Origin of the sequence: Achromobacter sp. 77 (assembly GCF_020541125.1) — a bacterium.
GTDB classification, from domain to species: Bacteria; Pseudomonadota; Gammaproteobacteria; order Burkholderiales; family Burkholderiaceae_B; genus Achromobacter; species Achromobacter mucicolens.
Genome location: NZ_CP059848.1, coordinates 4,340,949 through 4,363,354 on the forward strand (window position 1 = coordinate 4,340,949; position 22,406 = coordinate 4,363,354).

Below are 22,406 nucleotides of genomic sequence, written 5' to 3' on the forward strand. Positions count from 1 at the left end.
AAAATATTAGCGCTAATATTTGGCGCATACCCAGACCAAGATCAGGAGACAACATGCTTGACCAAGCCCGCGGCGTGTACATCGTTGCGCAGACGCCGTTTCAGGAAAACGGCGCGATTGACCTGGACAGCGTCGATACGCTGAGCGACTTCTATTTTTCGCATGGCGCCAACGGCTTGACCGTGCTGGGCGTGGCTGGCGAAGCCAACAAGCTCACGCCCGAGGAATCGCTGGCAGTGGCCTCCCGCTACATCACGCGCGCCAAGGGCAAGCCGGTGGTGGTGGGCGTCAGCAACAGCAGCGTGGCCCAGATGGCCGAACTGACCAGCCAGGTAATGGACGCGGGGGCAGCGGGCGTGATGATCGCGCCGCCGGGCGGTCTGCGGACAGAGCAGGAAGTGCTGGGGTACTTCGAGGCCGTCTTTGACCGGATTGGCAACGTGCCGACGGTCCTGCAGGATTTTCCGTTTTCCACGGGCACCTGGATGTCGGTGCCGGTGATGGGCCAATTAATCGAGCGGCATCCGCAGATCCAGGCGGTCAAGGAAGAGGACCTGCCCAGCATCACCAAGATCACCAAGCTGCGCGCCCTGCCCGGCCGCCGGGTCGCCATCCTGACCGGCAACAACGCGATGTTCCTTCCGCTGGAGATGGGCCGCGGCATCGACGGGCCGATGGCCGGGTTCTCGCATCCCGAGATGCTGAGCCAGGTCTACACGCTCTACACGGCGGGCCGCGTCGACGAGGCCCATGCGGTGTTCGACCGTTACCTGCCTTTGCTCAGCTACGAGAACCAGAGCCAGTGGGGCGTGGCCGTGCGCAAAGAGATCATGAAGCGCCGAGGCGCCATCAAGCATGCGGGCATGCGCCGGCCGGGTCCCAAGCTGGACGCCACCGACCATGCCGAGATCGATCTGCTGCTCGATCGCCTCAAGCGCAGCCTGGCAGACGCGCAATAACCGTCATTCCCGAATCGCCGCGCCCCGCGCGGCGATTCGGTTATCCACCGCAGTACCGAACATCAAAAAGCCATAAGCAAGGAGACAACATGTTCAAGAGCACCAAGCAGGGCATTGCATATGCATGTGCGGGTCTGGTCGCGATGGCGGCATCGGCGGGCGCGGGCGCGGCTGAAAACTGGCCGACCAAACCCATCCGCATGGTCATTCCGTTTTCGGCGGGCGGCAACACCGACGTCGTGGCCCGGCTGATTGCCCCGCACATCGAGAAGGCGGTGGGCCAGCCCGTGGTGGTGGAAAACCGGCCGGGCGCGGCGGGCAACATTGCCGCGGACTTCGTGGCGCGCGCCGATGCCGACGGCTACACGCTGTTGATGGGCACGGTGGGCACGCAGGCCATCAACTACAGCATCTACAAGGACATCCGGTTCAAGCCGGCGGATTTTGCGCCGATCACCCTGGTGGCTTCCGTGCCGAACGTGCTGGCGGTGACGGCCAGCCTGCCGGTCAAGTCGGTGCAGGAATTGATCGCGTACGGCAAGAAGAACCCGGGCAAGCTGAGCTTTGCCTCCAGCGGCGCGGGCAGCTCGATTCATCTGTCGGGAGAAATGTTCAAGTCGCGCACCGGCGTGGACATGGTGCATGTGCCGTACAAGGGCAGCGCCGCCGCGGTGACGGACCTCGTTGGCGGCCAGGTGCATCTGATGTTCGACAACCTGCCGACCTCCCTGCCCTTCATCAAGAACGGCACGCTGCGCGCGCTGGCGGTGACCAGCGCCGAACGCAGCACCAACCTGCCCGACGTGCCCACCATGGCCGAGGCGGGTGTGCCCGATTTCGAGGCGGGCTCATGGTTTGGCGTACTGGCCCCGGCCGGAACACCGGCGCCCATCGTGAACAAGATCGATCAAGCCATCGAGAAGGCCATGGCCGACCCCGAGATGCAAAAGCGCGTCGTGGAACTGGGCGCCGTGCCCACGGTCAAGGGGCCCGCGGAATTCAACGCCTTCATCGGCACCGAAATCGAAAAATGGAAAGCCGTGGTGAAAGCCGCCGGCGCTTCCGCCAACTGACACCCTACATTGACGCCTAGCGAGCCGGCCATGTCCGACGATGACCTCAAAGCCTCTTTGCGCGCCGCCTTCCAGGGGCGCGTGCTGGACGACGCCGACGCGCTGGCGCCGCACCTGACCGACTACCGCAAGCGGTGGACGGGCCGCACCCTGGCCCTTGCGCAGCCCGACAGCACCGAGGACGTCGCCAAGCTGGTGCGCTGGTGCCGCGAGCGGCGCGTCGCCATCTATCCGCAAGGGGGCAATACGGGTCTGGTCGGCGGCAGCGTGCCGGACGGCGGCGGGCGCAGCATCGTGCTGTCGCTGGCCCGCATGAACGCCATCCTGGAGGTAGACCGCTACAACAACACGCTGACGGCGCAGGCGGGCGCCGTGCTGGCCACGGTGCAGGAGGCCGCCGCCCAGGCGGACCGGTTGTTTCCGCTGAGCCTGGGCGCGGAAGGCAGCTGCACGCTGGGCGGCAATCTTGCCACCAATGCCGGGGGCATACAGGTGCTGCGCTATGGCAACGCACGCGATCTGTGCCTGGGCCTGGAAGTGGTGACCCCCGACGGGCAGATCTGGAACGGATTGCGCGGCCTGCGCAAGGACAATACCGGGTACGACCTCAAGCAGCTGTTCATCGGCGCGGAAGGAACGCTGGGCATCATCACGGCGGCCACCGTCAAGCTGTACCCGCGTCCCGCCGCGCAGATGACCGCCTTTGCCGCCGTGCCGGACCCGCAGAGCGCGGTGCGGCTGCTGTCCCTGGCGCAGTCGTATCTGCCGGCCAGCCTGACGGCCTTTGAATTGATCAGCGGCCCGGCGGTAGAGCTGGTGCTGCAACACACGCCGGGCGTGCGCAGTCCCCTGCCCGCCAAGGCGCCGTATTACGTGCTGCTGGAATCCAGCGATGCCGAAAGCGAGGCGCATGCCACGGAGCGCTTCCAGGCGCTGATGGAGGCCGCCTTTGAGGCCGGCATCGTCACCGATGCGGCTATTGCGTCCACCTTGGCGCAATCGGCCTCGTTCTGGCAGATTCGGCATCATCTGCCCGAAGCGCAGGCCCTCGACGGCGAGAACATCAAGCACGACATCTCCCTGCCGATCTCGCGCATCGGGGAATTCATCGACGCCGCCCAGGTGGCGGTGCACGGCGTGCTGCCGGGCGCGCGCATTTTCGTGTTCGGCCACGTCGGCGACGGCAACCTGCACTACAACGTGTCGACGCCGCCCGGCGCGGATGCTCAGGCCTATCAGGCCATGCGCGCGTCGGAGAAGGCCGTGTCGGCGGCGGTGTACGAGGTCGTGGCGCGCATGAACGGGTCGATCTCCGCCGAGCATGGCGTGGGGCAGTTGCGGGTGGCATCGATCGCCCGCTACAAACCGGCCGCCGAGATGGCAATGATGGCGGGCATCAAGCACCTGTTCGATCCCTTGAATCTGTTCAACCCGGGGCGGGTGATCGCGGCGCAGTGACCGATCCAACCCCGCCCCGCGCGAACGTTCAGGGCGTGATCTTCGTGCCCAACACCGCCAGAAACTGCGCCATCCACGCCGGATGGGCGGGCCAGGCGGGCGCCGACACCAGGTTGCCGTCGGTGTAGGCCTGGTCGACGGCGATCTCGGCATAGGTGCCGCCGGCCAGCCGGACCTCGGGCGCGCAGGCGGGGTACGCCGAGCAGGTGCGGCCCTTCAGCACGCCGGCCGCGGCCAGGATCTGCGCGCCGTGGCACACCGCGGCGATGGGCTTGTTGGCCTTGTCGAATTCACGCACGATATCCAGCACCTTTTCATTCAGGCGCAGGTATTCGGGCGCGCGTCCGCCGGGGATCACCAGCCCGTCGTAGGACGAGGGCTCGACACGGTCGAAGTCGTAATTCAGCGTGAAGTTGTGGCCGCGCTTTTCCGTGTAGGTCTGCGCGCCTTCGAAGTCATGGATGGACGTGGCCACCGTGTCGCCGGCCTTCTTGTCCGGGCAGACCGCGTGCACCGTGTGCCCCACGGTCAGCAGCGTCTGGAACGGCACCATGGTTTCGTAGTCTTCGGCGTAGTCGCCGACCAGCATCAGCAGTCGTTTGCTCATGATTGTCTCCTTGGGATGAGGGTGGGGGCCAATTCTTGGTCTTCTCGTCCCATTGTGCGCGCTGCGCCGGCGGGGCGGGTGGTAATGGGATACCACCAGCGCGGGATACGACCGCGGAACGCCCCCTACTCCAACGCCACCGTCACGGGCCGCGCGCCCAGCAGGTCCACCAGCACCTTGGGATCGATGCCTACCAGATACCCGCGCCGCCCGCCGTTGATGTAGACCGCCGGATACGTCAGCACCTCGGCCTCCACCCACACCGGCATCTTCTTGCGGGTGCCGAAGGGCGACGTGCCGCCCACCTGGTAGCCGGAGTGGCGCTGCGCGACCTCGGGCTTGCAGGGTTCGACCTTCTTCAGGCCGGCCTGGCGCGCCAGATTCTTGGTGGAGACTTCGCGGTCCCCATGCATGACCACGATCAGCGGCTTGGCCGATTCGTCCTCCATCACCAGCGTCTTGACCACCGCGTGCGGGTCCAGGCCAAGCTGGCGCGCGGCTTCGCCTGCGCCGCCGTGGTCGACGTAGTCGTAGGTGTGCTCGGTGTAGGCCACCTTGTGCTGCTTGAGGAACTGGGTGGCGGGTGTTTCGGAAACGTGGCGGGCTTTGCTCATGGGTGTGCCGGTTGAAAAGGGAATGGTGGGCGGCGGCTAGCCGCGCGGGTGATGGGCCGCGTGCAATGCCTTCAGGCGTTCGCGCGCCACGTGGGTGTAGATCTGCGTGGTGGAGATGTCTGCGTGGCCCAGCAGCATCTGCACCACGCGCAGGTCCGCGCCGTGATTCAGAAGGTGCGTGGCAAAGGCGTGGCGCAGCACGTGCGGCGACAGGGGCGCATGCACGCCAGCGATCACGGCGTATTTCTTGACCAGTTGCCAGAACGCCTGCCGCGACATCGCCTCGGCGCGGCTGGTGATGAAAAGCGCATCGCTGACGCGGCCCGCCGACAATTCCGGGCGGGCGGTATTCAGATACTGCGCAATCCAGTGCGCGGCTTCGGCGCCCAGCGGCACCAGGCGATCCTTGCCGCCCTTGCCCAGCACCACCCGCACCACGCCTTCGTTCAGGCTGACGTCCAGCGACCGCACGCCCACCAGCTCGGACACGCGCAGCCCGGTGGCATACAAGGTCTCGAGCATGGCGCGGTCGCGCAGGCCGCGCGGCTGGCCGAGGTCGGGCGCCCGCAACAGGGCGTCCACCTGCTGCTCGGACAGCGTCTTGGGCATGCGCGGCGGTTGCTTGGCGGCCACCAGCGTCAGGCACGGATCGCGTTCGGCGCGGTGTTCGCGCAGCGCCCAGGCATAGAAGCGGCGCAGCGCCGCCAGCCGGCGGTTGGCGGTGGTGGCGCGGGTTTCTTCGTGGCGGAACGCGAACCAGGCCTCGATATCCGCCTTCTGCGCATCGCGGATCGGCTTGGCCGGCCCGACGGGCATGGTCTGCGCACGCTCGGGTTCACCGTGCCGGTCGGCCAGCTCCCGGGCGTAGGCCTCGGGGTCTTCGAGCCAGCGGGCAAAACCGGTCAGGTCGCGGCGGTAGGCGGCCAGGGTATTGGCGGAAAGGCCGTCCTCGAGCCAGACGGCGTCGATGAAGGCGTCGATATCGGCCTGGGAGGCCAGCGGCTGGCGGGCGGTGGACATGGCGAGATTCTACGGCGCGGCGCGGTTGGGCAGGCGCTCGCCCACGCCGGCGGCGGCGGACTTGAGCCAGGACTCGAACACCTTCAGCGCCTCGGAGCGCTCGCTGCGCTGCGGATAGCCGAAGTAATACCCCTGGCTGACGGCCAGCGACTGCGGCACGGGCATGACGAGCGCGCCCTGGTCCAGCGCCGGTTGCGCCAGAAATCGCGGCATCAGCCCGACGCCCAGCCCAGCCTGCACCGCCGCCATCACCATGGTGAAAAGCTCGTAGCGCGGACCGCCCGCTGCCTGCGGCCCGTACAGATGGCCATTGGCCGCGTACCACTGGCGCCAGGCGTCCGGCCGCGAGGCCAGATGCAGGTGCGTCATGCCGGTCAGCGCGGCGCCCCCCGCTTGCGCCACGCGATCGGCCAATTCGGGCGCGCAGACCGGCACCAGCTCGCGCTCAGGGAACAGCAGCCCGCCCTGCGTGCCCGGCCAGAGCCCGTCCCCGTGATACAGCGCGCCGTCGAACGGCTGGTCCTTGAACTGGAACGGCAGCGTGCGCACGGACAGGCTGACGGTGATGTCGCCGTGCTCGCGCTGGAAATCCGCGAGGCGCGGGATCAGCCAGGTGGTGGCCAGGGTGGGCACGACGGCAATGTGGATGCTGCGCCCCATGCCGGTCCGGCTGACAAGCCCGAAGGTGTCTTTTTCGATCTGGTCCAAATGGTGACGGATGCGGCCGGCGTATTCGGCGCCATGGTCGGTCAGCACGATGCGGCGGCGCACCCGGGTGAAAAGCTGCACGCCCAGCCGCGCCTCCAGGCTGGCCACCTGCCGGTAGACCGCGCTGTGGGTCAGCGACAGCTCCTCGGCGGCGCGCGAAAAACTGCCCAGCCGGGCCGAGGCCTCGAATGCCTGCAGGGCGCTCAGATTGGGAATGCCGTTTCTCATGGAGGGAATGCCGCCTGAAATGCGGCCCGTCGCGGCGCGCGCGCATGTTGCGGCGCACCAGGCGGGACGTGCCGGGGGATCAACAGAATGTGCAATTTTATCAATTGCGTTGTGCGCTCAGGGAACATATGCTCGGCAGTTCTACCCTAGGCTAACCACGACACCACCATGCCTCAGCAAGATTCCCGCCTTGGCGGTCACATTCTGGTCGACCAACTGGTCGCCCAGGGCGTCAAACATGTATTTTGTGTCCCCGGCGAAAGCTATCTGGCGGTGCTGGACGGCCTGCATGATGCCGACATCAAGGTCACGGTGTGCCGCCAGGAAGGCGGCGCGGCCATGATGGCCGACGCGCACGGCAAGCTGACGGGCGAACCCGGCATTTGCATGGTGACGCGCGGCCCCGGCGCCGCCAACGCGCTGGCCGGCGTGCACATCTCCAAGCAGGACTCCACGCCGATGATCCTGTTTGTCGGCCAGATCGAGCGCGGCATGCGCGAGCGCGAGGCCTTCCAGGAAATGGACTACCGCGCCGTGTTCGGCACGCAGGCCAAGTGGGTGACCGAGATCGATCAGGTCGAACGCATTCCCGAACTGATCTCGCGCGCGTTTCACATCGCGACCTCGGGCCGCCCCGGTCCGGTGGTGATCGCGCTGCCGGAAGACATGCTGGTCGAGGCCGCCAAAGTGGCCGACGCCCCGCGTTACGAAGTCATCGATGCGGCCCCCACGGCTGGCCAGCTGGCCGATCTGGAAAAGCTGCTGGCTGACGCGAAGAACCCCGTCGCCATTCTGGGCGGCACGCGTTGGGACGCCCGCGCCGTGCAGCAGTTCGCTGATTTCGCGCAACTGCATTCGCTGCCGACCGCCGTGTCGTTCCGCCGCCAGATGCTGTTTCCCGCGGACCATCCTTGCTTCATCGGCGACGTGGGCCTGGGCATCAACCCGGCGCTGCTCAAGCGCGTGGCCGATGCCGACCTGATCCTGCTGGTGGGCGGCCGCATGTCGGAAAACCCCAGCCAGGCCTACACGCTGCTGGACATTCCCGTGCCCAAGCAAAAGCTGGTGCACGTGCATCCCGACGCCGCCGAACTGGGTCGGGTGTACCGCCCCACCCTCGCCATCAACACCTCGCCGTCCGCCTTCGCCGCGACGCTGGCCGGCCTGAAGGCGCCTGCCGCCCCCGCTTGGGCCGACGGCACGAAGGCGATGCGCGAGTCGTACCTGAAATGGAGCGACCCCGACGCCATCACCACACCGGGCGCGCTGCAGCTGGGCCAGGTCATGGCGTATCTGGAAAAGACCCTGCCCGCCGATGCGATCATGACCAATGGCGCGGGCAACTACGCCACCTGGCTGCACCGCTTTCACCGCTTCACCCGCTTCGGCACGCAGCTTGCGCCGACGTCCGGGTCCATGGGCTACGGCCTGCCGGCAGCGGTGGGCGCCAAGCGCGTGTGGCCGGACAAGACCGTCGTCTGCTTTGCGGGCGACGGCTGCTTCCTGATGCACGGCCAGGAATTTGCGACGGCCGTGCAATACGACCTGCCCATCATCGTGGTGCTGGTGGACAACGGCATGTACGGCACGATCCGCATGCACCAGGAAAAGCACTATCCGGGCCGCATTTCCGCGACCCAGTTGAAGAACCCCGATTTCGCCGACTACGCGCGCGCCTTTGGCGGCCACGGCGAACGCGTGGAGACCACCGAACAGTTCGGTCCGGCATTTGAACGTGCATTGGCCAGCGGCAAGCCGGCGATCCTGCACTGCTTCATCGATCCGGAAACCATCAGCCCGTCCACGACCCTCGAAAAGATCCGCGAGGCGGCGCTGAAGGCTCAGCACTGAACCCTGCACGGGCGTCAAGACCGGCGGCGCGCCCAGGCGCACCGCCGTGCAAACCCCAACTTGCCGCCCGAATTATTTTAAGTTTAAACTTTCTAGATTCCGATCACGGAAATCCATAGCGGAGACCCAGCATGTCCTCGAACCCCTCCTTCCACTGGCAAGACCCCCTGTTGCTGGATCAGCAGCTGACCGAAGAAGAGCGTATGGTGCGCGACGCCGCCTACGCCTACTCGCAGGACAAGCTGGCGCCGCGCGTGCTCAACGCTTTCCGCAACGAGAAGACCGATCCCGAGATCTTCTCCGAAATGGGCGAGCTCGGCCTGCTGGGCGCCACCATCCCCGTCGAATACGGCGGCGCTGGCCTGAACTACGTCAGCTACGGCTTGATCGCCCGTGAAGTCGAACGCGTCGACTCCGGCTACCGCTCGATGATGAGCGTGCAGTCCTCGCTGGTCATGGTGCCGATCAACGAATTCGGCAGCGAAGAACAAAAGAAGAAGTACCTGCCCAAGCTGGCGCGCGGCGAATGGATCGGCTGCTTCGGCCTGACCGAACCCAATCACGGCTCCGACCCCAACGGCATGGAAACCCGCGCCGTCAAGACCGCCGACGGCTACAAGCTGAGCGGCAACAAGATGTGGATCACCAACTCGCCGATCGCGGACGTGTTCGTGGTGTGGGCCAAGTGCGTCGGCGGCGACTTCGACGGCAAGATCCGCGGCTTCATCCTGGAAAAGGGCATGAAGGGCCTGTCCGCCCCCGCCATTCACGGCAAGGTTGGCCTGCGCGCGTCGATCACCGGTGAAATCGTCATGGACGAGGTGGAAGTGTCCGCCGACCAGATGATGCCCGGCGTGTCCGGCCTGAAGGGTCCGTTCACCTGCCTGAACTCTGCCCGCTACGGCATCGCCTGGGGCGCTGTCGGCGCCGCCGAAGCCTGCTGGCACACTGCCCGCCAATACACCCTGGACCGCAAGCAGTTCGGCCGCCCGCTCGCCGCCAACCAGCTGATCCAGAAGAAGCTGGCCGACATGCAGACCGAAATCACGCTGGCACTGCAAGGCTGCCTGCGCCTGGGCCGCATGAAGGACGAAGGCACCGCCGCCGTCGAAATCACCTCGATCATGAAGCGCAACTCGTGCGGCAAGGCGCTGGACATCGCCCGCCTGGCCCGCGACATGCTGGGCGGCAACGGCATCTCCGACGAATTCGGCGTGGCCCGTCACCTGGTGAACCTGGAAGTGGTCAACACCTACGAAGGCACCCACGACGTGCACGCCCTGATCCTGGGCCGTGCCCAGACCGGCATCCAGGCGTTCTATTGATCGCCAGCCTGGTGTAGCGAAGAAGCCGCCCGCTTGGGCGGTTTTTTTTTGCGCGCTGCTGCAACACCAGGTGTCTGACACCCTCTGCGTCGTCGGCACAAGCTGACGAACATCCCCCCAGGGTGTCAGACACCGACCGTATCGGACTACGCCATACGTCCGATCCCTCCCCGCCTGCGCATTGCCGAAAGCCCGACTAGGCGTACGCCTGTATACCTCTTACGCTTCACGGGTCCCTTCACGAGGAGTCGCGCATGCACGGCATCACCCCCCTGCGCCTGGCGGCAGTCGTCGCCATGGCGTTCATCGCCCAAGGCGCTCAGGCCGCCACGACGCTCACCATGACCACCGAGTACCCGGCCACGTCCATGCCGGGTCAAGGCGTGTCCACGTTCGCCGAACTGGTGCGGGCCAAGTCGGCCGGCAATGTCGTCATCGACGCGAGCTTCGACGCGGCCAAGGGCATCAAGTCAGGCGACATGATCGAGGCCGTGCAGACGCGCAAGGTGGATGCGGGCGACGCCTTTGCCGGCGCGCTGGCCACGAAGTATCCGATCTTTGGCGTCTCGTCCCTGCCCTTTCTGGCCGACTCGCTGTCCAAGGCGCGCAATCTGAACAAGGCGGCGCGCCCGGCGTACGAGAAACTGCTGGCCGCGCATGGCCAGAAGCTGCTCTACACCACGCCGTGGCCCGCGTCGGGCATCTGGTCCAAGCAAAAGCTGGACAGCGTGGCGGCGCTCAAGCGGCTTTCCATCCGCACTTACGACGCGACCTCGCAGGACGTCATGCAGCGGGCCGGCGCAAAGGCGCAGAACATTTCGTTCGCGGACGCCATGCCGCGCATCGCATCGGGCGAGGTGAACGCGGTGCTGTCTTCCGGCGATGGCGGCGCGGGCCGCAAGCTGTGGGAATACCTGCCGAATTTTGCCGAGATCAACTACGCCATGCCGGTCTCGGTGGCGACGATGAACCTGAAGGCCTACGAGGCGCTGGATGCGCGCTCGCGCAAGGCCATCGACCAGGCAGCCGCGCAGACCGAGGCCGAGCAGTGGAAACGCATCGAGGGCCGCCTGCAGCAGAACTACGCGAACATGCGCAAGAACGGCGTCGCGATCAACACCGCCGTGCCCCCGGCGGTGAAGAAGGCGTTGAAGGACGCTTCCGCCGAATCGATCAACGCGTGGAAGGCGGCGGCCGGCCCGGAGGCGGCCGCCATTCTCAAGCAGGCAAGCAAGCGGTAGCCGCTGCGCCTAGTTGTTGCCGGACAGGTCAAAAAGGCTGGTCGCGTCCATTTCCAGCACGCTTTCGTCGTGCTGGTTCACGACCGTCCATGCCCAGTTGATGATGCCCAGGTCCGGGCGCGAGGACGAGTGCCGCGCGCCCTGCACGCGCGCGTGCAGGCGCAGGGTGTCGCCGGGGCGTACCGGCGTGCGCCAGCGGACTTCGCCCAGGCCGGGCGAACCGAAGGATTCGGAATCATGCAGGGCGGCGTCGACCGCCATGCGCATGGCCATCGCGCAGGTGTGCCAGCCGCTGGCGATCAGCCCGCCCCAGCGGCCTTCCGCGGCGCGCTGCGGATCGGTATGGAACCACTGGGGATCGTACTTGCGGGCGAACTCCAGGATCTCCGCTTCCGTCACGGTGACCGGCCCCGCCTTGATCACCATGCCGTCCTTGAATTCGGCGAACTTCATGTTGTGTTTTCCCCCTGCCAACGAAAACGGCGCGCCCAGGCGCGCCGTTCGTCACGCAACTGTTGTTGGAATCAGTACGTCTCGAAGTGCAGCCGGCCTTCACGGCGCAGCGCATCATGCAGGATAGACCAATCCTCGCCCGACTGCACCACCACGTCGCGCAGGGCGTCCAGCACGCCGACTTCCATGCCCTTCAGCCCGCAGACATAGATGCAGGTATTGCGGTCGGCCAGCAGCCCGCGCACGTGCGCGGCCCGTTCGCGGATCAGATCCTGCACGTAGCGCTTGGGCTGGCCGGGTTCGCGCGACAGCGCCAGGTTGATGTCGATGAAATCCCGCGGCAGCTTCATCAACGGGCCAAAGTACGGCAGCTCACGTTCGGTGCGCGCACCGAAGAAAAGCATGAGCTTGCCGATATCCGCCGTGCCGATCAGGCGGCGGCTGCGCTCGGTCATCGCGCGCATCGGGGCCGAACCCGTGCCCGTGCAGATCATGATGAGATTGGCCTGCGGGTGGTTCGGCATCAGGAAGGTGTGGCCGAAGGGGCCGATCACCTGCACGGTGTCGTTCTTGGCCAGGTCGCACAGGTAGTTGGAACACACGCCATGCGCGGCCGCGCCGCCGTGGTCCTGGGTGACGCGTTTGACCGTCAGCGACAGGTTGTTGTATCCCGCCCGTTCACCGTCGCGCGGACTGGCCAGCGAATACTGGCGCGCATGATGCGGCCGGCCCAGCGCATCCACGCCCGGCGGCAGGATGCCGATGGACTGGCCCTCCAGCACCGGGAACGGCTGCTCGCCGAAGTCCAGCACGATGTGGTGAATGTCGCTTTCCGTGTCGGCGCCCGTGACGCGATAGTTGCCCACCACGGTCGCGGTGATCGGCGTCTTGTGCGTGTAGAGATTCACGTACGGGTGCGCGGCCGACCACGGCGGCACCGCGGCGCCGGGCGTGGCGGCTGTCACGGCCGGCGCCTGCGCGAGGCCCGATTCGGCCTGCGGCGCCGGCATGGGCTGACCGCCCTCGCCCCCCGCCGCCGCATCTACCGGCAGCGGCTTTTCCTGCGGCAGCTCTTCCCAGCCCAATTGGTCCTGCACCGAATAGGCCTGGGCCCGCACGACCAGCCGCCAATTGTCGATCGAGCCCGTCGGGCACGGCGGCACGCAGGCCATGCAGCCGTTGCAGATTTCGGGATCCACCACGTAGTTGTTCGAATCGTGGGTGATCGCATCGACCGGACAGGTCTCTTCGCAAGTGTTGCAGCGGATGCAGATCTCGGGATCGATCAGATGCTGCTTCAGGACTTCCACCGGTAATGGGGCGTTCATCGCCGTCCTCCCTACGCGCGGGCACGCGGCCCGCGCGGCCTTTAGTTGAAACGCACGTACTCGAAGTTCACCGGCTGGCGGTTGATGCCCATGACGGGCGGCGCGATCCAGTTGGCGAACTTGCCCGGCTCGGTGACGCGGCCCATCAGCGACGCGACGAACGCGCGATCTTCCGGCGTGGGCAGCCACTTGTGCTGGTTGGCCTGCCATTGCGACTCGGACAGGATCTCGCCTTCCGGCGACATGCGGATGCCGGCCAGGGTGCCGATCTGGCGGTTGAACGCCTTGTGTGGCACCTGCAGGCGAAACGCCAGGCCGCTCTTTTCGATCACCTTGTTCCAGCGGCCGATGCCGGCCACCGAATCGCGGATGAAGTCGTCGCGCAGCACTTCGTTCAGCGCATTGAGCATCGGCACTTCGGTCTCGGACAGCTTGCCGTTGCTGACGTTGAGCACCCGGTACGTGTCGTTCTTCAGTTGATGGTCGTCGGTGCGCTTGCTCTCTTCATAACGTCCCTTCAGGCCCGATCCGTAGAAGATGGCGGCGTTGGACGACTGGTCCGCGCCGAACAGATCAATGGTCACGCTGTAGTGGAAGTTCAGGTAGCGCTGAATGGTGGGCAGGTCGATCACGCCCGCCGCGCGCACGGCTTGCGGGTCGTCGGTTTTCAGTTCCTTCATCACTTCGCAGGTGCGCTGGATGACGCGCGAAATGCCGGACTCGCCCACGAACATGTGGTGCGCTTCCTCGGTCAGCATGAACTTGGTGGTGCGCGCCAGCGGGTCGAAGCTGGATTCGGCCAGCGCGCACAGCTGAAACTTGCCGTCGCGATCCGTGAAGTAGGTGAACATGTAGAACGCCAGCCAGTCCGGCGTCTTTTCGTTGAAGGCGCCCAGGATGCGCGGGTTGTCCGAATCGCCCGAGCTGCGTTGCAGCAGCGCATCGGCTTCCTCGCGCCCGTCACGGCCGAAATAGCGATGCAGCAGGTACACCATTGCCCACAGGTGCCGCCCTTCTTCCACGTTGATCTGGAACAGGTTGCGCAGGTCGTACTGCGATGGCGCGGTCAGGCCCAGGTGCCGCTGTTGCTCGATCGACGCCGGTTCGGTGTCGCCCTGCGTGACGATGATGCGGCGCAGGTTGGCGCGGTGTTCGCCCGGCACGTCCTGCCACACGTCGCGGCCGATGTTTTCGCCAAAATGGATCTTGCGCTGGCCGTCCTGCGGCGCCAGGAAGATGCCCCAGCGGTAGTCGGGCATGCGCACGTGATTGAAGTGGGCCCAGCCATCGGGCTCGACGCTGACCGCCGTGCGCAGGTAGACGTCAAAGCCGTGCGAACCGTCGGGGCCCATGTCCTGCCACCATTGCAGGTAGTTGGGCTGCCAGTGTTCCAGCGCGCGCTGCAACGCGCGGTCGCCGGACAGGTTGACGTTATTGGGAATCTTGTCGCTGTAGTTGATGCCGGACATGTCTCTCTCCTGATTTTTTTAAGATGGGCCGCCAGCCGCGCGGCGCTCAGACGCGGTTCCAGTCGAATGCCGCCTGCTCGCCCTTGCCGTACAGCTTGAGCGCACCCTTGTCGCCCGCCGCGTTGGGGCGGTTGAAGATCCAGTTCTGCCAGGCGGTCAGCCGGCCGAAGATGCGGGTTTCCATGGTTTCCTGCCCGCCGAAGCGCAAGTTGGCTTCCAGACCGGTCAAGGCATCGGGCGACAGCGCGCGGCGCTCTTCCAGCGCCAGCCGCACTTCGTCGTCCCAATCGATGCTGTCGGGCGCGTAGGTAATGAGGCCCAGTTCCAGCGCGGCGGATGCGGGCAGGCTGCGACCGGCCTGCGCGCGCACCGCCTCCAGCGGCTGCGTCTCGCCGTAAAAGCGCCGTTGCAGGCGGCTCTGGCCGTTCACCATGGGGTACGCGCCGAAATTGCGCTCGCCCACCACGATCTGCGGCGGCGGGCCGTCGATGGCTTCGTCGTCCTCAACGTCCAGCATGTAGCTGCGGTCCGCGGCCAGCGCCAGTTCCAGCAGCGTGCCGGCAAAGCATGAACCCGGTTCAATCAGCGCGAACAGGCTGCGCGACGTCACGTCCAGCCGCGCCAGGGTGCGGCGCAGCATGCCGGCGGTCTCGCGCACGAACCACTGGTCGGCGTGCCGTTCCAGCGCCGCGTCGGCCGCAAGCACCGCCTCGGCGTCGCCCTCCGTCTTCAGGATCCAGGTGCCGATGTCCAGCTCGTTGGTGCGCATCGACAGGATGGCGTCGTCCAGTTCGCGCGCCATCTGCAGCGGCCACCAGGCGGCGCCCGCGGCAACGATGTCCGGCAATTCCGTTTCGACGCGGCCTTGCGGCGCACGCACCGTCCACGTCGCCTGACGCTTTTCGCGGTCGAGCTGCACGTCGACGTAGCGGTAGGACAGGCTGGTCTCGGTCTCGGTGCGGTGCAGCGGCGTCAGCGACACGCCCTGCTCGTCCGCCGGGCGGTGGCTGTCCTGCGCGAGCGCCAGGGCGCGGGCACGGACTTCTTCCTCGAAGCGGGCTGGCTTGACCACGTCGTCCACCAGCCGCCAGTCCTTGGCGCGTTGCCCGCGCACGCCCTCGACCAGCGTGCAGAAGATGTCGGCATGATCGTGCCGCACGCGCCGCTTGTCGGTGACGCGGGTCAGGCCGCCCGTGCCGGGCAGCACGCCCAGCAGCGGCACTTCGGGCAGGGCCACGGACGACGAACGGTCGTCGATCAGCAGGATTTCATCGCAGGCCAGGGCCAATTCATAGCCGCCCCCCGCGCACGCGCCGTTCAACGCCGCAATGAACTTCAGCCCGCCGTGGCGGCTGGAGTCTTCGATGCCGTTACGGGTTTCATTGGTGAACTTGCAGAAGTTGACCTTCCAGGCGTGGGTGGACAACCCCAGCATGAAAATGTTGGCGCCGGAACAGAAGATGCGGTCTTTCATGCTGGTGACGACCACGCTGCGCACCTCGGGGTGTTCGAAGCGGATGCGTTGCAGGGCGTCGTGCAGTTCGATGTCGACGCCCAGGTCGTACGAATTGAGCTTGAGCTTGTAGCCGGGGCGCAGGCCGCCGTCTTCGGCCACGTCCATGGCCAGGGTGGCGACCGCACCGTCGAAAGTCAGGCGCCAGTGCCGGTACTGGGCGGGATCGGTCCGGAAGTCGACCCGGTTGATGGGACTGCTCATCGTGTGTCTCCTCGTACGCCCTGTTCGTTGACAGGAAAAATACTGCACTACATGAATTATTATGCAGATTAGTGCAGGCGTTTTGGAGCGTCAAGCGGAATATGCAGGAAAGTGCATGTCGCGATGCGTGTCAGGCGCGCAGCAAAAAGGCCGCACCGAATGGGGCGGCCTCGGAGACGAAGGCGGCAGGCCGGCGGCGCTACAACGGCAACCCGCAAGCCTTGCGCACCTGCGTGCGCAGGCCGGCGAAGCTTTCGGCCACTTCCAGGTTGCTGGTCACCCAGGTCAGGTCGGCTTTGGCGTAGAAGGCTTCGCGCCCGGCCAGGATGCGCTTCAAGTCGGACATGGCTTCGTTGTTGCCCGACATGGGGCGGAAGTCGCCCTGCGCCATGACGCGTTCCATGTGCTCTTCGGGCGTGGCGCGCAGCCAGACCGTATAGCAATGGGTCAGCAGAAGGTTGAGCGTGGCGGGTTCGGACACCAGCCCGCCCGGCGTGGCCAGCACCATTTCCGGATAGATCTGCACCGCCTCTTCGAGCGCGCGCCGTTCGTAGCGTCGATAGGCGTTTGGACCATACAGGTTATGGATTTCCAGGATGCCGCAGCCGGCCACCCGCTCGATCTCGCGGTTCAGTTCCACGAACGGATAGCCCAGGTCGTCGGCCAGCATCTGGCCCAGCGTCGACTTGCCCGCGCCGCGCAAGCCGATGAGCGCCACGCGCTGCGTGCGGTTGGGCCGCTGCGCGCCCGCCCCCACGCCGAACAGCTGCGTCAGCGCCTCGCGCGCCCGCTGCAGATCGGACTCGGTGCGCCCGCTCAGCAACTCCCGGATCAGTAGCCAGTCTGGCGATTCCGTGGTGACGTCGCCGACCAGTTCGGCCAGCGCGCAGTTGAACGCCCGGGCAATCTGCAGCAGCACCAGGATGGACGCATTGCCGACGCCGTGCTCCAGGTTGGCGAGATGACGTTCGGATACGCCGGTCGCCTGCGACAAGCCTTTGCGCGTCATGCCGCGGATGGCGCGCAGGCGGCGCACGCGCTCGCCCAGGGCGATCAGGAAGGGCTCGCGCCGGGGCTCGATGGGCGCCGTGTCTAGCGCTTGATTCATGGTTCGACTGACTCCGCAAAAACCCTGATTACCGCTCTTTTATGCACTATAGTGCTTGACCCACATCAACGGAAGCACTATTTTTCCATCCAACGAGTCCACAGCCGATCCGGTGCAAAAAAACAGCAGTCCGAATGCGGACTGCCTGAGCGCCGACAGTGTAAAGGAGCCGCTTGGTGAGTACGCCCGACCAATTCCACGCCCTGATGCGCGATGTGACGCGCCTGACGGCCGGCCAGCCGCTGGACGCGGCGCTGCAGGCCCGGCTCAACCAGGCGGCCGGCCCAGAGAGCGCCCTGTTCCAGGACATCTTTGCCACCTGTAGGCAGGGCGTGGCCGACGGCTGGATGTGCAACCGCGAAGGCGGCGGCATCAAGTACGGCCGGGTCATCAAGCCCGCCGACGACCTGGGCGGCTGCTCGGTGGACGTCGTCGACATGAATGACCTGGCCGGCCCGCACCACGCCCATCCCAACGGCGAGATCGACATGATCATGCCGCTTACCGACGACGCGCGCTTTGACGGCCACGGCGCGGGCTGGCTGGTCTACGGACCGGGCTCGGCCCATAGCCCCACCGTCACGCACGGCCGGGCCCTCGTGCTGTATCTGCTGCCCGGCGGGGCCATCGAATTCACGCGCCCCGGCTGAAAACCGGCCCGGACGCCGCAACCGTGCCGCCAACAACAACCACAGGCACGGCGTCCACCCACCAGGACACCAGGAGACAACCGTGAATACCTGCCCCGCCGAACTGAATTTCGCCAGCCATCTTGCCGCGCTGAACGCACCGCGCGCCGCCAAGCCGGCTTACATCGACGACACGCGCCAGCTCACGTATGGCGAGCTGGCCGAGCGGGTGGCCCGCATGGCCGGCGCGCTGCGCAACCTGGGCCTGCGCCGCGAGGAACGCATCCTGGTGCTGATGCAGGACACGGCCGACTGGCCGGTGGCGTTTCTGGGCGCCCTGCACGCCGGCGTGGTGCCGGTGGCTGTCAATACCCTGCTCACCGCCGACGATTACGCCTACATCATTGCGCACAGCCGTGTGCGCGCCGTGTTCGTGTCCGGCGCCCTGCTGCCGGTGCTGCAGGCGGCGCTGGCTCAGGCGCCGGCGGATGTCGAACATCTGGTGGTGTCGCAGCCCGGCGCGGCCTTGCCCGATGGCGCCCACGCGTTCGACACGCTGCTGGCCGCCGCCCCGCTGGCGCCCGCGGCCCGCACGCTATCCGACGAAATCGCATTCTGGCTGTATTCATCCGGTTCGACCGGCAAGCCCAAGGGCGTGGTGCACACTCACGGCAACCTCTGGCACACGGCGGAACTGTACGCCAAGCCGGTGCTCGGCATCCGCGAGAGCGACGTGGTGTTCTCGGCCGCGAAGCTGTTCTTCGCATACGGCCTGGGCAACGGCCTGACCTTTCCACTGTCGGTGGGCGCCACGGTCGTGCTGATGGCCGAGCGCCCCACGCCGCAAGCCGTGTTCCAGCGCCTGGTGCGGCATCGCCCCACCGTGTTCTACGGCGTGCCGACGCTGTATGCCAGCATGCTGGCCTCGCCCGACCTGCCGCCCCGCGAGCAGGTGGCGATGCGCGTCTGCACATCCGCCGGCGAAGCGTTGCCGCGCGATATCGGCGAGCGTTTCACGCGGCATTTCGGCTGTGAAATTCTGGACGGCATCGGCTCGACCGAGATGCTGCACATCTTCATTTCCAACCGCTCGGGGCAATTGCGCTACGGCACCACGGGCAAGCCCGTGCCGGGCTATGAGGTGCAACTGCGCGACGACAACGGCGCGCCCGTCGCGCCCGGCGCCATCGGCGATCTATACATCAAGGGGCCCAGCGCCGCGCTGATGTACTGGAACAACCGCGACAAGACACGCCAGTGCTTTCTGGGCGACTGGTTGAAAAGCGGCGACAAATACGTTTGCGATCCCGACGGCTACTACACCTATGCCGGTCGCAGCGACGACATGATCAAGGTCAGCGGCCAGTATGTGTCGCCGGTGGAGGTCGAAAATATTCTGATCCAGCACGAGGCGGTGCTGGAAGCGGCCGTGATCGGGGTGCCGGACCACGACGGGCTGGTCAAGACCAAGGCCTATGTGGTGCTGCGCGACGGCTTCGAACCGGACGCGCAGACGGGCGCCGCCTTGCAGCATTACGTGAAGCAACACCTGGCGCCCTTCAAGTATCCGCGCCAGATCGATTTCCTGGAGGAACTGCCCAAGACCGCCACCGGCAAGATCCAGCGCTTTCGCCTGCGGGCGCTGGAAGAGGCATCGCTATGACGGCGGCCGCCGACTCGGATACGGTCTTTGCCGGCGTCCACGCGCGCGGGCGCGATCTGCGGCTGGAATGCCGCTGGATCGCGCCGGAGCGCAAGGACGCCCCGCTCATCGTTTTCCTGCATGAAGGGTTGGGATCGGTATCGATGTGGAAGGACTGGCCCACGCAGGTGTGCGAGGCGGCCGGCTGCCGCGGGCTGGTGTATTCGCGCTACGGATACGGCCGGTCCACCGCGCGCCCGCGGGAAGATGCGTGGACCGTGGACTTCATGCACCGCGAAGCGCACGACGTCCTGCCGGCCTTGCTGGAGGTCCTGGGGGTGAATGCGCGCCGCGACAAGCCGGTACTGTTCGGCCACAGCGACGGCGGCTCGATCGCGTTGCTTTACGCCGCCCGGTATCCGGACGCGGTCGCCGGTGTGATCGCGGCAGCCCCCCACATCCTTGTCGAAGATGTGTCCGTCACCAGCATCGCGGCCGCGCGCCGCGCCTATCTGGAATCGGATCTGCGCGCGCGCCTGAGCCGCCATCACCAGGATGTCGACTCCGCGTTCTGGGGCTGGAACGACATCTGGCTGAACCCGGAATTTCGCGCCTGGAACATCGAAGACGATCTGAGCCGCATCGCCTGTCCCGTGCTGGCCATTCAGGGCACCGGCGACGAATACGGCACGCTGGCGCAGGTGCACGGCATCCGCCGGCGCGCGCCGCAAACCGAACTGCTGGAGATTCCGGATTGCGGCCATTCGCCGCACCGGGATCAGCCCGCCACCGTTATCCAGGCCGTCGCACGCTTTGTCGGCGCGCTGGAAAAACCCGGTTGACACAGGCCGCGCATCAAGGCCGAGCGTCCGCCCATAACAAGCACGGAGACAAACCATGAACCACGTCCTGACCCGGGCCGCGCTGGCCGCCGCCCTGACGATCGCCGCAAGCGGCGCGCACGCCGACGACAAGCTCAAGGTCGGCTTCATGCTGCCCTACAGCGGCACGTTTGCCGCGCTGGGCAACGCCATCGAGAACGGCTTCAAGCTCTACGTTGCCGAGCAAGGCGGCAAACTCGGCGGACGCGAGATCGAATACTTCAAGGTGGACGACGAATCCAATCCGGCCAAGGCCGCCGAGAACGCCAATCGCCTCATCAAGCGAGATCAGGTCGACGTGCTGATCGGCACCGTGCACTCCGGCGTGGCGATGGCGCTGGCCAAGGCGGCCAAGGACGCCGACACCACGCTGATCGTCACCAACGCGGGCGCCAACGCGATTACCGGTCCGCTGTGCGGCCCAGGCATCTTCCGCACCTCGTTCACCAACTGGCAGCCGGCCTATGCCATGGGCCCGGTGGCGTACGCCAAGGGCCACAAGACCGCCGTGACCATCACCTGGAAGTACGCGGCGGGCGACGAGGCCATCGGCGGCTTCAAGGAAGGTTTCGAGAAGGCCGGCGGCAAGGTCGTGCGCGAACTGAGCCTGCCGTTTCCCAACGTGGAATTCCAGTCGCTCCTGACCGAGATTGCCGCGCTCAAGCCCGACATGGTGTTCACCTTCTTTGCGGGCGGCGGCGCCGTGAAGTTCGTGCAGGACTACCACGCGGCAGGCCTGGACAAGACGATTCCGCTGTACGGCTCGGGCTTTTTGACGGACGGCACGCTGCAGGCGCAAGGCGCATCGGCGCAGGGGCTCTTGACCACGCTGCATTACGCCGACGGCCTGAACACGCCGCGCGACAACGCCTTCCGCGCCGATTATTCCAAGGCGTACAAGATGCAGCCGGACGTCTACGCGGTGCAAGGCTATGACGCCGCGCAGCTCATGCAGTCGGGGCTGACCGCCGTGAAGGGCGACTTCACGAAGAAAGACGCCTTCCGCAGCGCCATGCGCACGGCCACCGTGGACAGCCCGCGCGGCTCGTTCACGCTGTCCAAGGCCGGCAATCCAGTGCAGGACATCTACCTGCGCCGCGTCGACGGCCTGGAAAACAAGGTCGTCGAGGTCGCGGTGCAGAAGCTGGCCGACCCCGCCCGCGGCTGCAAGCTGTAGCCCGCCGAACGCGTCCGCCACGGGAGGCCCCATGGACATCAGCATCCTGCTCATCCAGAGCCTGAACGCATTCCAGTACGGCTTGCTGCTGTTCCTGGTGGCCAGCGGCCTGACGCTGATCTTCGGGATCATGGGCATCATCAACCTGGCGCACGGCAGCTTCTACATGATCGGCGCGTACATGGCGTTCGCGCTGGGCCCGCTGGTCGACCGCTGGCTGGGCGGCGGGTTTCTCACCACGCTGGCCGTCTGCGTGCTGGCGGCCGGCGTGATGGGATACCTGCTGGAAGCCGCGTTTTTCAGCTACCTGTACAAGCGCAATCACCTGCAGCAGGTGCTGATGACGTACGGCCTGATCCTGGTGTTCGAGGAACTGCGCAGCATTCTGGTGGGCAACGACGTGCATGGCGTGCCGCTGCCCGAATGGCTGCGCGGCAGCATTGCGCTGGGCGACGTGATGACCTATCCCGTCTACCGCCTTTTCATTTCCGCCGTGGGCATTGTCGTCGCGCTGCTGCTGTACTGGATGATCTCGCGCACGCGGCTGGGCATGATGCTGCGCGCCGGCGCCAGCAACCGCGAAATGATCAGCTCGCTGGGCATCGACATCAACAAGCTCTACCGCGTCGTGTTCGCCGCGGGCGTGGCGCTGGCGGCGCTGGCCGGCAGCATCGCCGCGCCCGTGTCGTCCGTGTATCCCGGCATGGGCAACGGCGTGCTCATCATCTGTTTCGTGGTGGTGGTGATCGGCGGCATCGGGTCGATTCGCGGCGCCTTCCTGGCCGCGATGCTGGTGGGCTTTGCCGAAACCTTCGGCCAGGTGCTGTTCCCTTCCGCGGCGGGCGTGCTGGTCTATCTGCTGATGGCCCTCATTCTTCTCTGCAAGCCCGAAGGGCTGTTCAAACAGGGCTAGGTCCT

20 protein-coding genes are annotated in these 22,406 nt (G+C 66.3%); 11 read left to right on the top strand and 9 right to left on the bottom strand.

Going from position 1 to position 22,406, the window contains the following annotated elements; genetic code table 11:
* The first annotated feature begins 53 nt into the window (after window positions 1–53).
* The 3 genes from H4P35_RS20135 to H4P35_RS20145 all read left to right on the top strand — a co-directional run bounded on the left by H4P35_RS20135 (window position 54) and on the right by H4P35_RS20145 (window position 3,490).
* Window positions 54–959: a dihydrodipicolinate synthase family protein gene (locus H4P35_RS20135; RefSeq protein ID WP_180098117.1), complete on the top strand. Its 906-nt coding sequence runs from the start codon at window positions 54–56 to the stop codon at window positions 957–959.
* Between the two features lie 89 nt (window positions 960–1,048).
* A complete protein-coding gene (locus H4P35_RS20140; RefSeq protein ID WP_175155088.1) occupies window positions 1,049–2,032 on the top strand; it encodes a tripartite tricarboxylate transporter substrate binding protein in 984 nt (327 codons plus the stop codon).
* A 30-nt stretch (window positions 2,033–2,062) separates the two neighbouring features.
* Window positions 2,063–3,490, top strand: coding sequence for an FAD-binding oxidoreductase (locus H4P35_RS20145; RefSeq protein WP_226846674.1), 1,428 nt, complete (start codon window positions 2,063–2,065; stop codon window positions 3,488–3,490).
* A 28-nt stretch (window positions 3,491–3,518) separates the two neighbouring features.
* Here the strand turns inward: H4P35_RS20145 and H4P35_RS20150 are convergent, their stop codons facing one another.
* The 4 genes from H4P35_RS20150 to H4P35_RS20165 form a co-directional block, all read right to left on the bottom strand.
* On the bottom strand, window positions 3,519–4,097 hold the full coding sequence (locus H4P35_RS20150) for a DJ-1/PfpI family protein (RefSeq protein WP_056326776.1): 579 nt from the start codon (window positions 4,095–4,097) through the stop codon (window positions 3,519–3,521).
* Window positions 4,098–4,222: 125 nt separating this feature from the next.
* The gene (ybaK, locus tag H4P35_RS20155) at window positions 4,223–4,711 is read right to left on the bottom strand and encodes a Cys-tRNA(Pro) deacylase (RefSeq protein ID WP_056326773.1); all 489 of its coding nucleotides are present in this window, start codon (window positions 4,709–4,711) and stop codon (window positions 4,223–4,225) included.
* Between the two features lie 36 nt (window positions 4,712–4,747).
* The gene (gene xerD / locus H4P35_RS20160) at window positions 4,748–5,731 is read right to left on the bottom strand and encodes a site-specific tyrosine recombinase XerD (RefSeq protein ID WP_226846676.1); all 984 of its coding nucleotides are present in this window, start codon (window positions 5,729–5,731) and stop codon (window positions 4,748–4,750) included.
* Window positions 5,732–5,740: 9 nt separating this feature from the next.
* Window positions 5,741–6,667: a LysR substrate-binding domain-containing protein gene (locus H4P35_RS20165; protein WP_152385301.1), complete on the bottom strand. Its 927-nt coding sequence runs from the start codon at window positions 6,665–6,667 to the stop codon at window positions 5,741–5,743.
* A 168-nt stretch (window positions 6,668–6,835) separates the two neighbouring features.
* Between H4P35_RS20165 and H4P35_RS20170 the strand changes: the two genes are divergently transcribed.
* From H4P35_RS20170 to H4P35_RS20180, 3 genes are all read left to right on the top strand, one after another.
* Window positions 6,836–8,518, top strand: a complete 1,683-nt coding sequence (locus tag H4P35_RS20170; RefSeq protein WP_152385302.1) for a thiamine pyrophosphate-binding protein — start codon at window positions 6,836–6,838, stop codon at window positions 8,516–8,518.
* Between the two features lie 131 nt (window positions 8,519–8,649).
* Window positions 8,650–9,843: an acyl-CoA dehydrogenase gene (locus H4P35_RS20175; protein ID WP_056326766.1), complete on the top strand. Its 1,194-nt coding sequence runs from the start codon at window positions 8,650–8,652 to the stop codon at window positions 9,841–9,843.
* Between the two features lie 254 nt (window positions 9,844–10,097).
* Entirely contained in the window at window positions 10,098–11,084 is a 987-nt protein-coding gene (locus H4P35_RS20180) for a TRAP transporter substrate-binding protein (RefSeq protein ID WP_056326764.1), read from the top strand.
* A 9-nt stretch (window positions 11,085–11,093) separates the two neighbouring features.
* On the opposite strand, the gene H4P35_RS20185 is transcribed toward H4P35_RS20180, so the two are convergent.
* The 5 genes from H4P35_RS20185 to H4P35_RS20205 form a co-directional block, all read right to left on the bottom strand.
* Entirely contained in the window at window positions 11,094–11,537 is a 444-nt protein-coding gene (locus tag H4P35_RS20185) for a MaoC family dehydratase (protein ID WP_056326762.1), read from the bottom strand.
* 71 nt (window positions 11,538–11,608) lie between these two features.
* A complete protein-coding gene (gene boxA / locus H4P35_RS20190) occupies window positions 11,609–12,865 on the bottom strand; it encodes a benzoyl-CoA 2,3-epoxidase subunit BoxA (protein ID WP_226846678.1) in 1,257 nt (418 codons plus the stop codon).
* A 41-nt stretch (window positions 12,866–12,906) separates the two neighbouring features.
* Window positions 12,907–14,334 carry a benzoyl-CoA 2,3-epoxidase subunit BoxB gene (boxB, locus tag H4P35_RS20195; RefSeq protein ID WP_056326758.1) on the bottom strand — a complete coding sequence of 476 codons (1,428 nt, stop codon included), beginning with the start codon at window positions 14,332–14,334 and terminating at the stop codon, window positions 12,907–12,909.
* Between the two features lie 46 nt (window positions 14,335–14,380).
* On the bottom strand, window positions 14,381–16,051 hold the full coding sequence (boxC, locus tag H4P35_RS20200) for a 2,3-epoxybenzoyl-CoA dihydrolase (protein WP_226846680.1): 1,671 nt from the start codon (window positions 16,049–16,051) through the stop codon (window positions 14,381–14,383).
* Between the two features lie 199 nt (window positions 16,052–16,250).
* Window positions 16,251–17,159: a helix-turn-helix transcriptional regulator gene (locus tag H4P35_RS20205; protein ID WP_062841711.1), complete on the bottom strand. Its 909-nt coding sequence runs from the start codon at window positions 17,157–17,159 to the stop codon at window positions 16,251–16,253.
* Window positions 17,160–17,335: 176 nt separating this feature from the next.
* On the opposite strand from H4P35_RS20205, the gene H4P35_RS20210 reads away from it, so the two are divergent.
* The 5 genes from H4P35_RS20210 to H4P35_RS20230 all read left to right on the top strand — a co-directional run bounded on the left by H4P35_RS20210 (window position 17,336) and on the right by H4P35_RS20230 (window position 22,401).
* Window positions 17,336–17,809 (top strand): DUF4863 family protein, encoded by a 474-nt coding sequence (locus H4P35_RS20210; RefSeq protein WP_226846682.1) that lies wholly within the window; start codon window positions 17,336–17,338, stop codon window positions 17,807–17,809.
* Window positions 17,810–17,891: 82 nt separating this feature from the next.
* Window positions 17,892–19,451, top strand: a complete 1,560-nt coding sequence (locus tag H4P35_RS20215; RefSeq protein WP_056326750.1) for a benzoate-CoA ligase family protein — start codon at window positions 17,892–17,894, stop codon at window positions 19,449–19,451.
* Window positions 19,448–20,272 (top strand): alpha/beta fold hydrolase, encoded by an 825-nt coding sequence (locus H4P35_RS20220; protein WP_226846684.1) that lies wholly within the window; start codon window positions 19,448–19,450, stop codon window positions 20,270–20,272. The genes H4P35_RS20215 and H4P35_RS20220 overlap by 4 nt, the downstream gene beginning before the upstream one ends.
* Before the next feature lie 55 nt (window positions 20,273–20,327).
* Window positions 20,328–21,488, top strand: a complete 1,161-nt coding sequence (locus H4P35_RS20225; RefSeq protein WP_128827333.1) for an ABC transporter substrate-binding protein — start codon at window positions 20,328–20,330, stop codon at window positions 21,486–21,488.
* Between the two features lie 31 nt (window positions 21,489–21,519).
* Entirely contained in the window at window positions 21,520–22,401 is an 882-nt protein-coding gene (locus H4P35_RS20230; protein WP_056326745.1) for a branched-chain amino acid ABC transporter permease, read from the top strand.
* The last annotated feature ends 5 nt before the right edge of the window (window positions 22,402–22,406 follow it).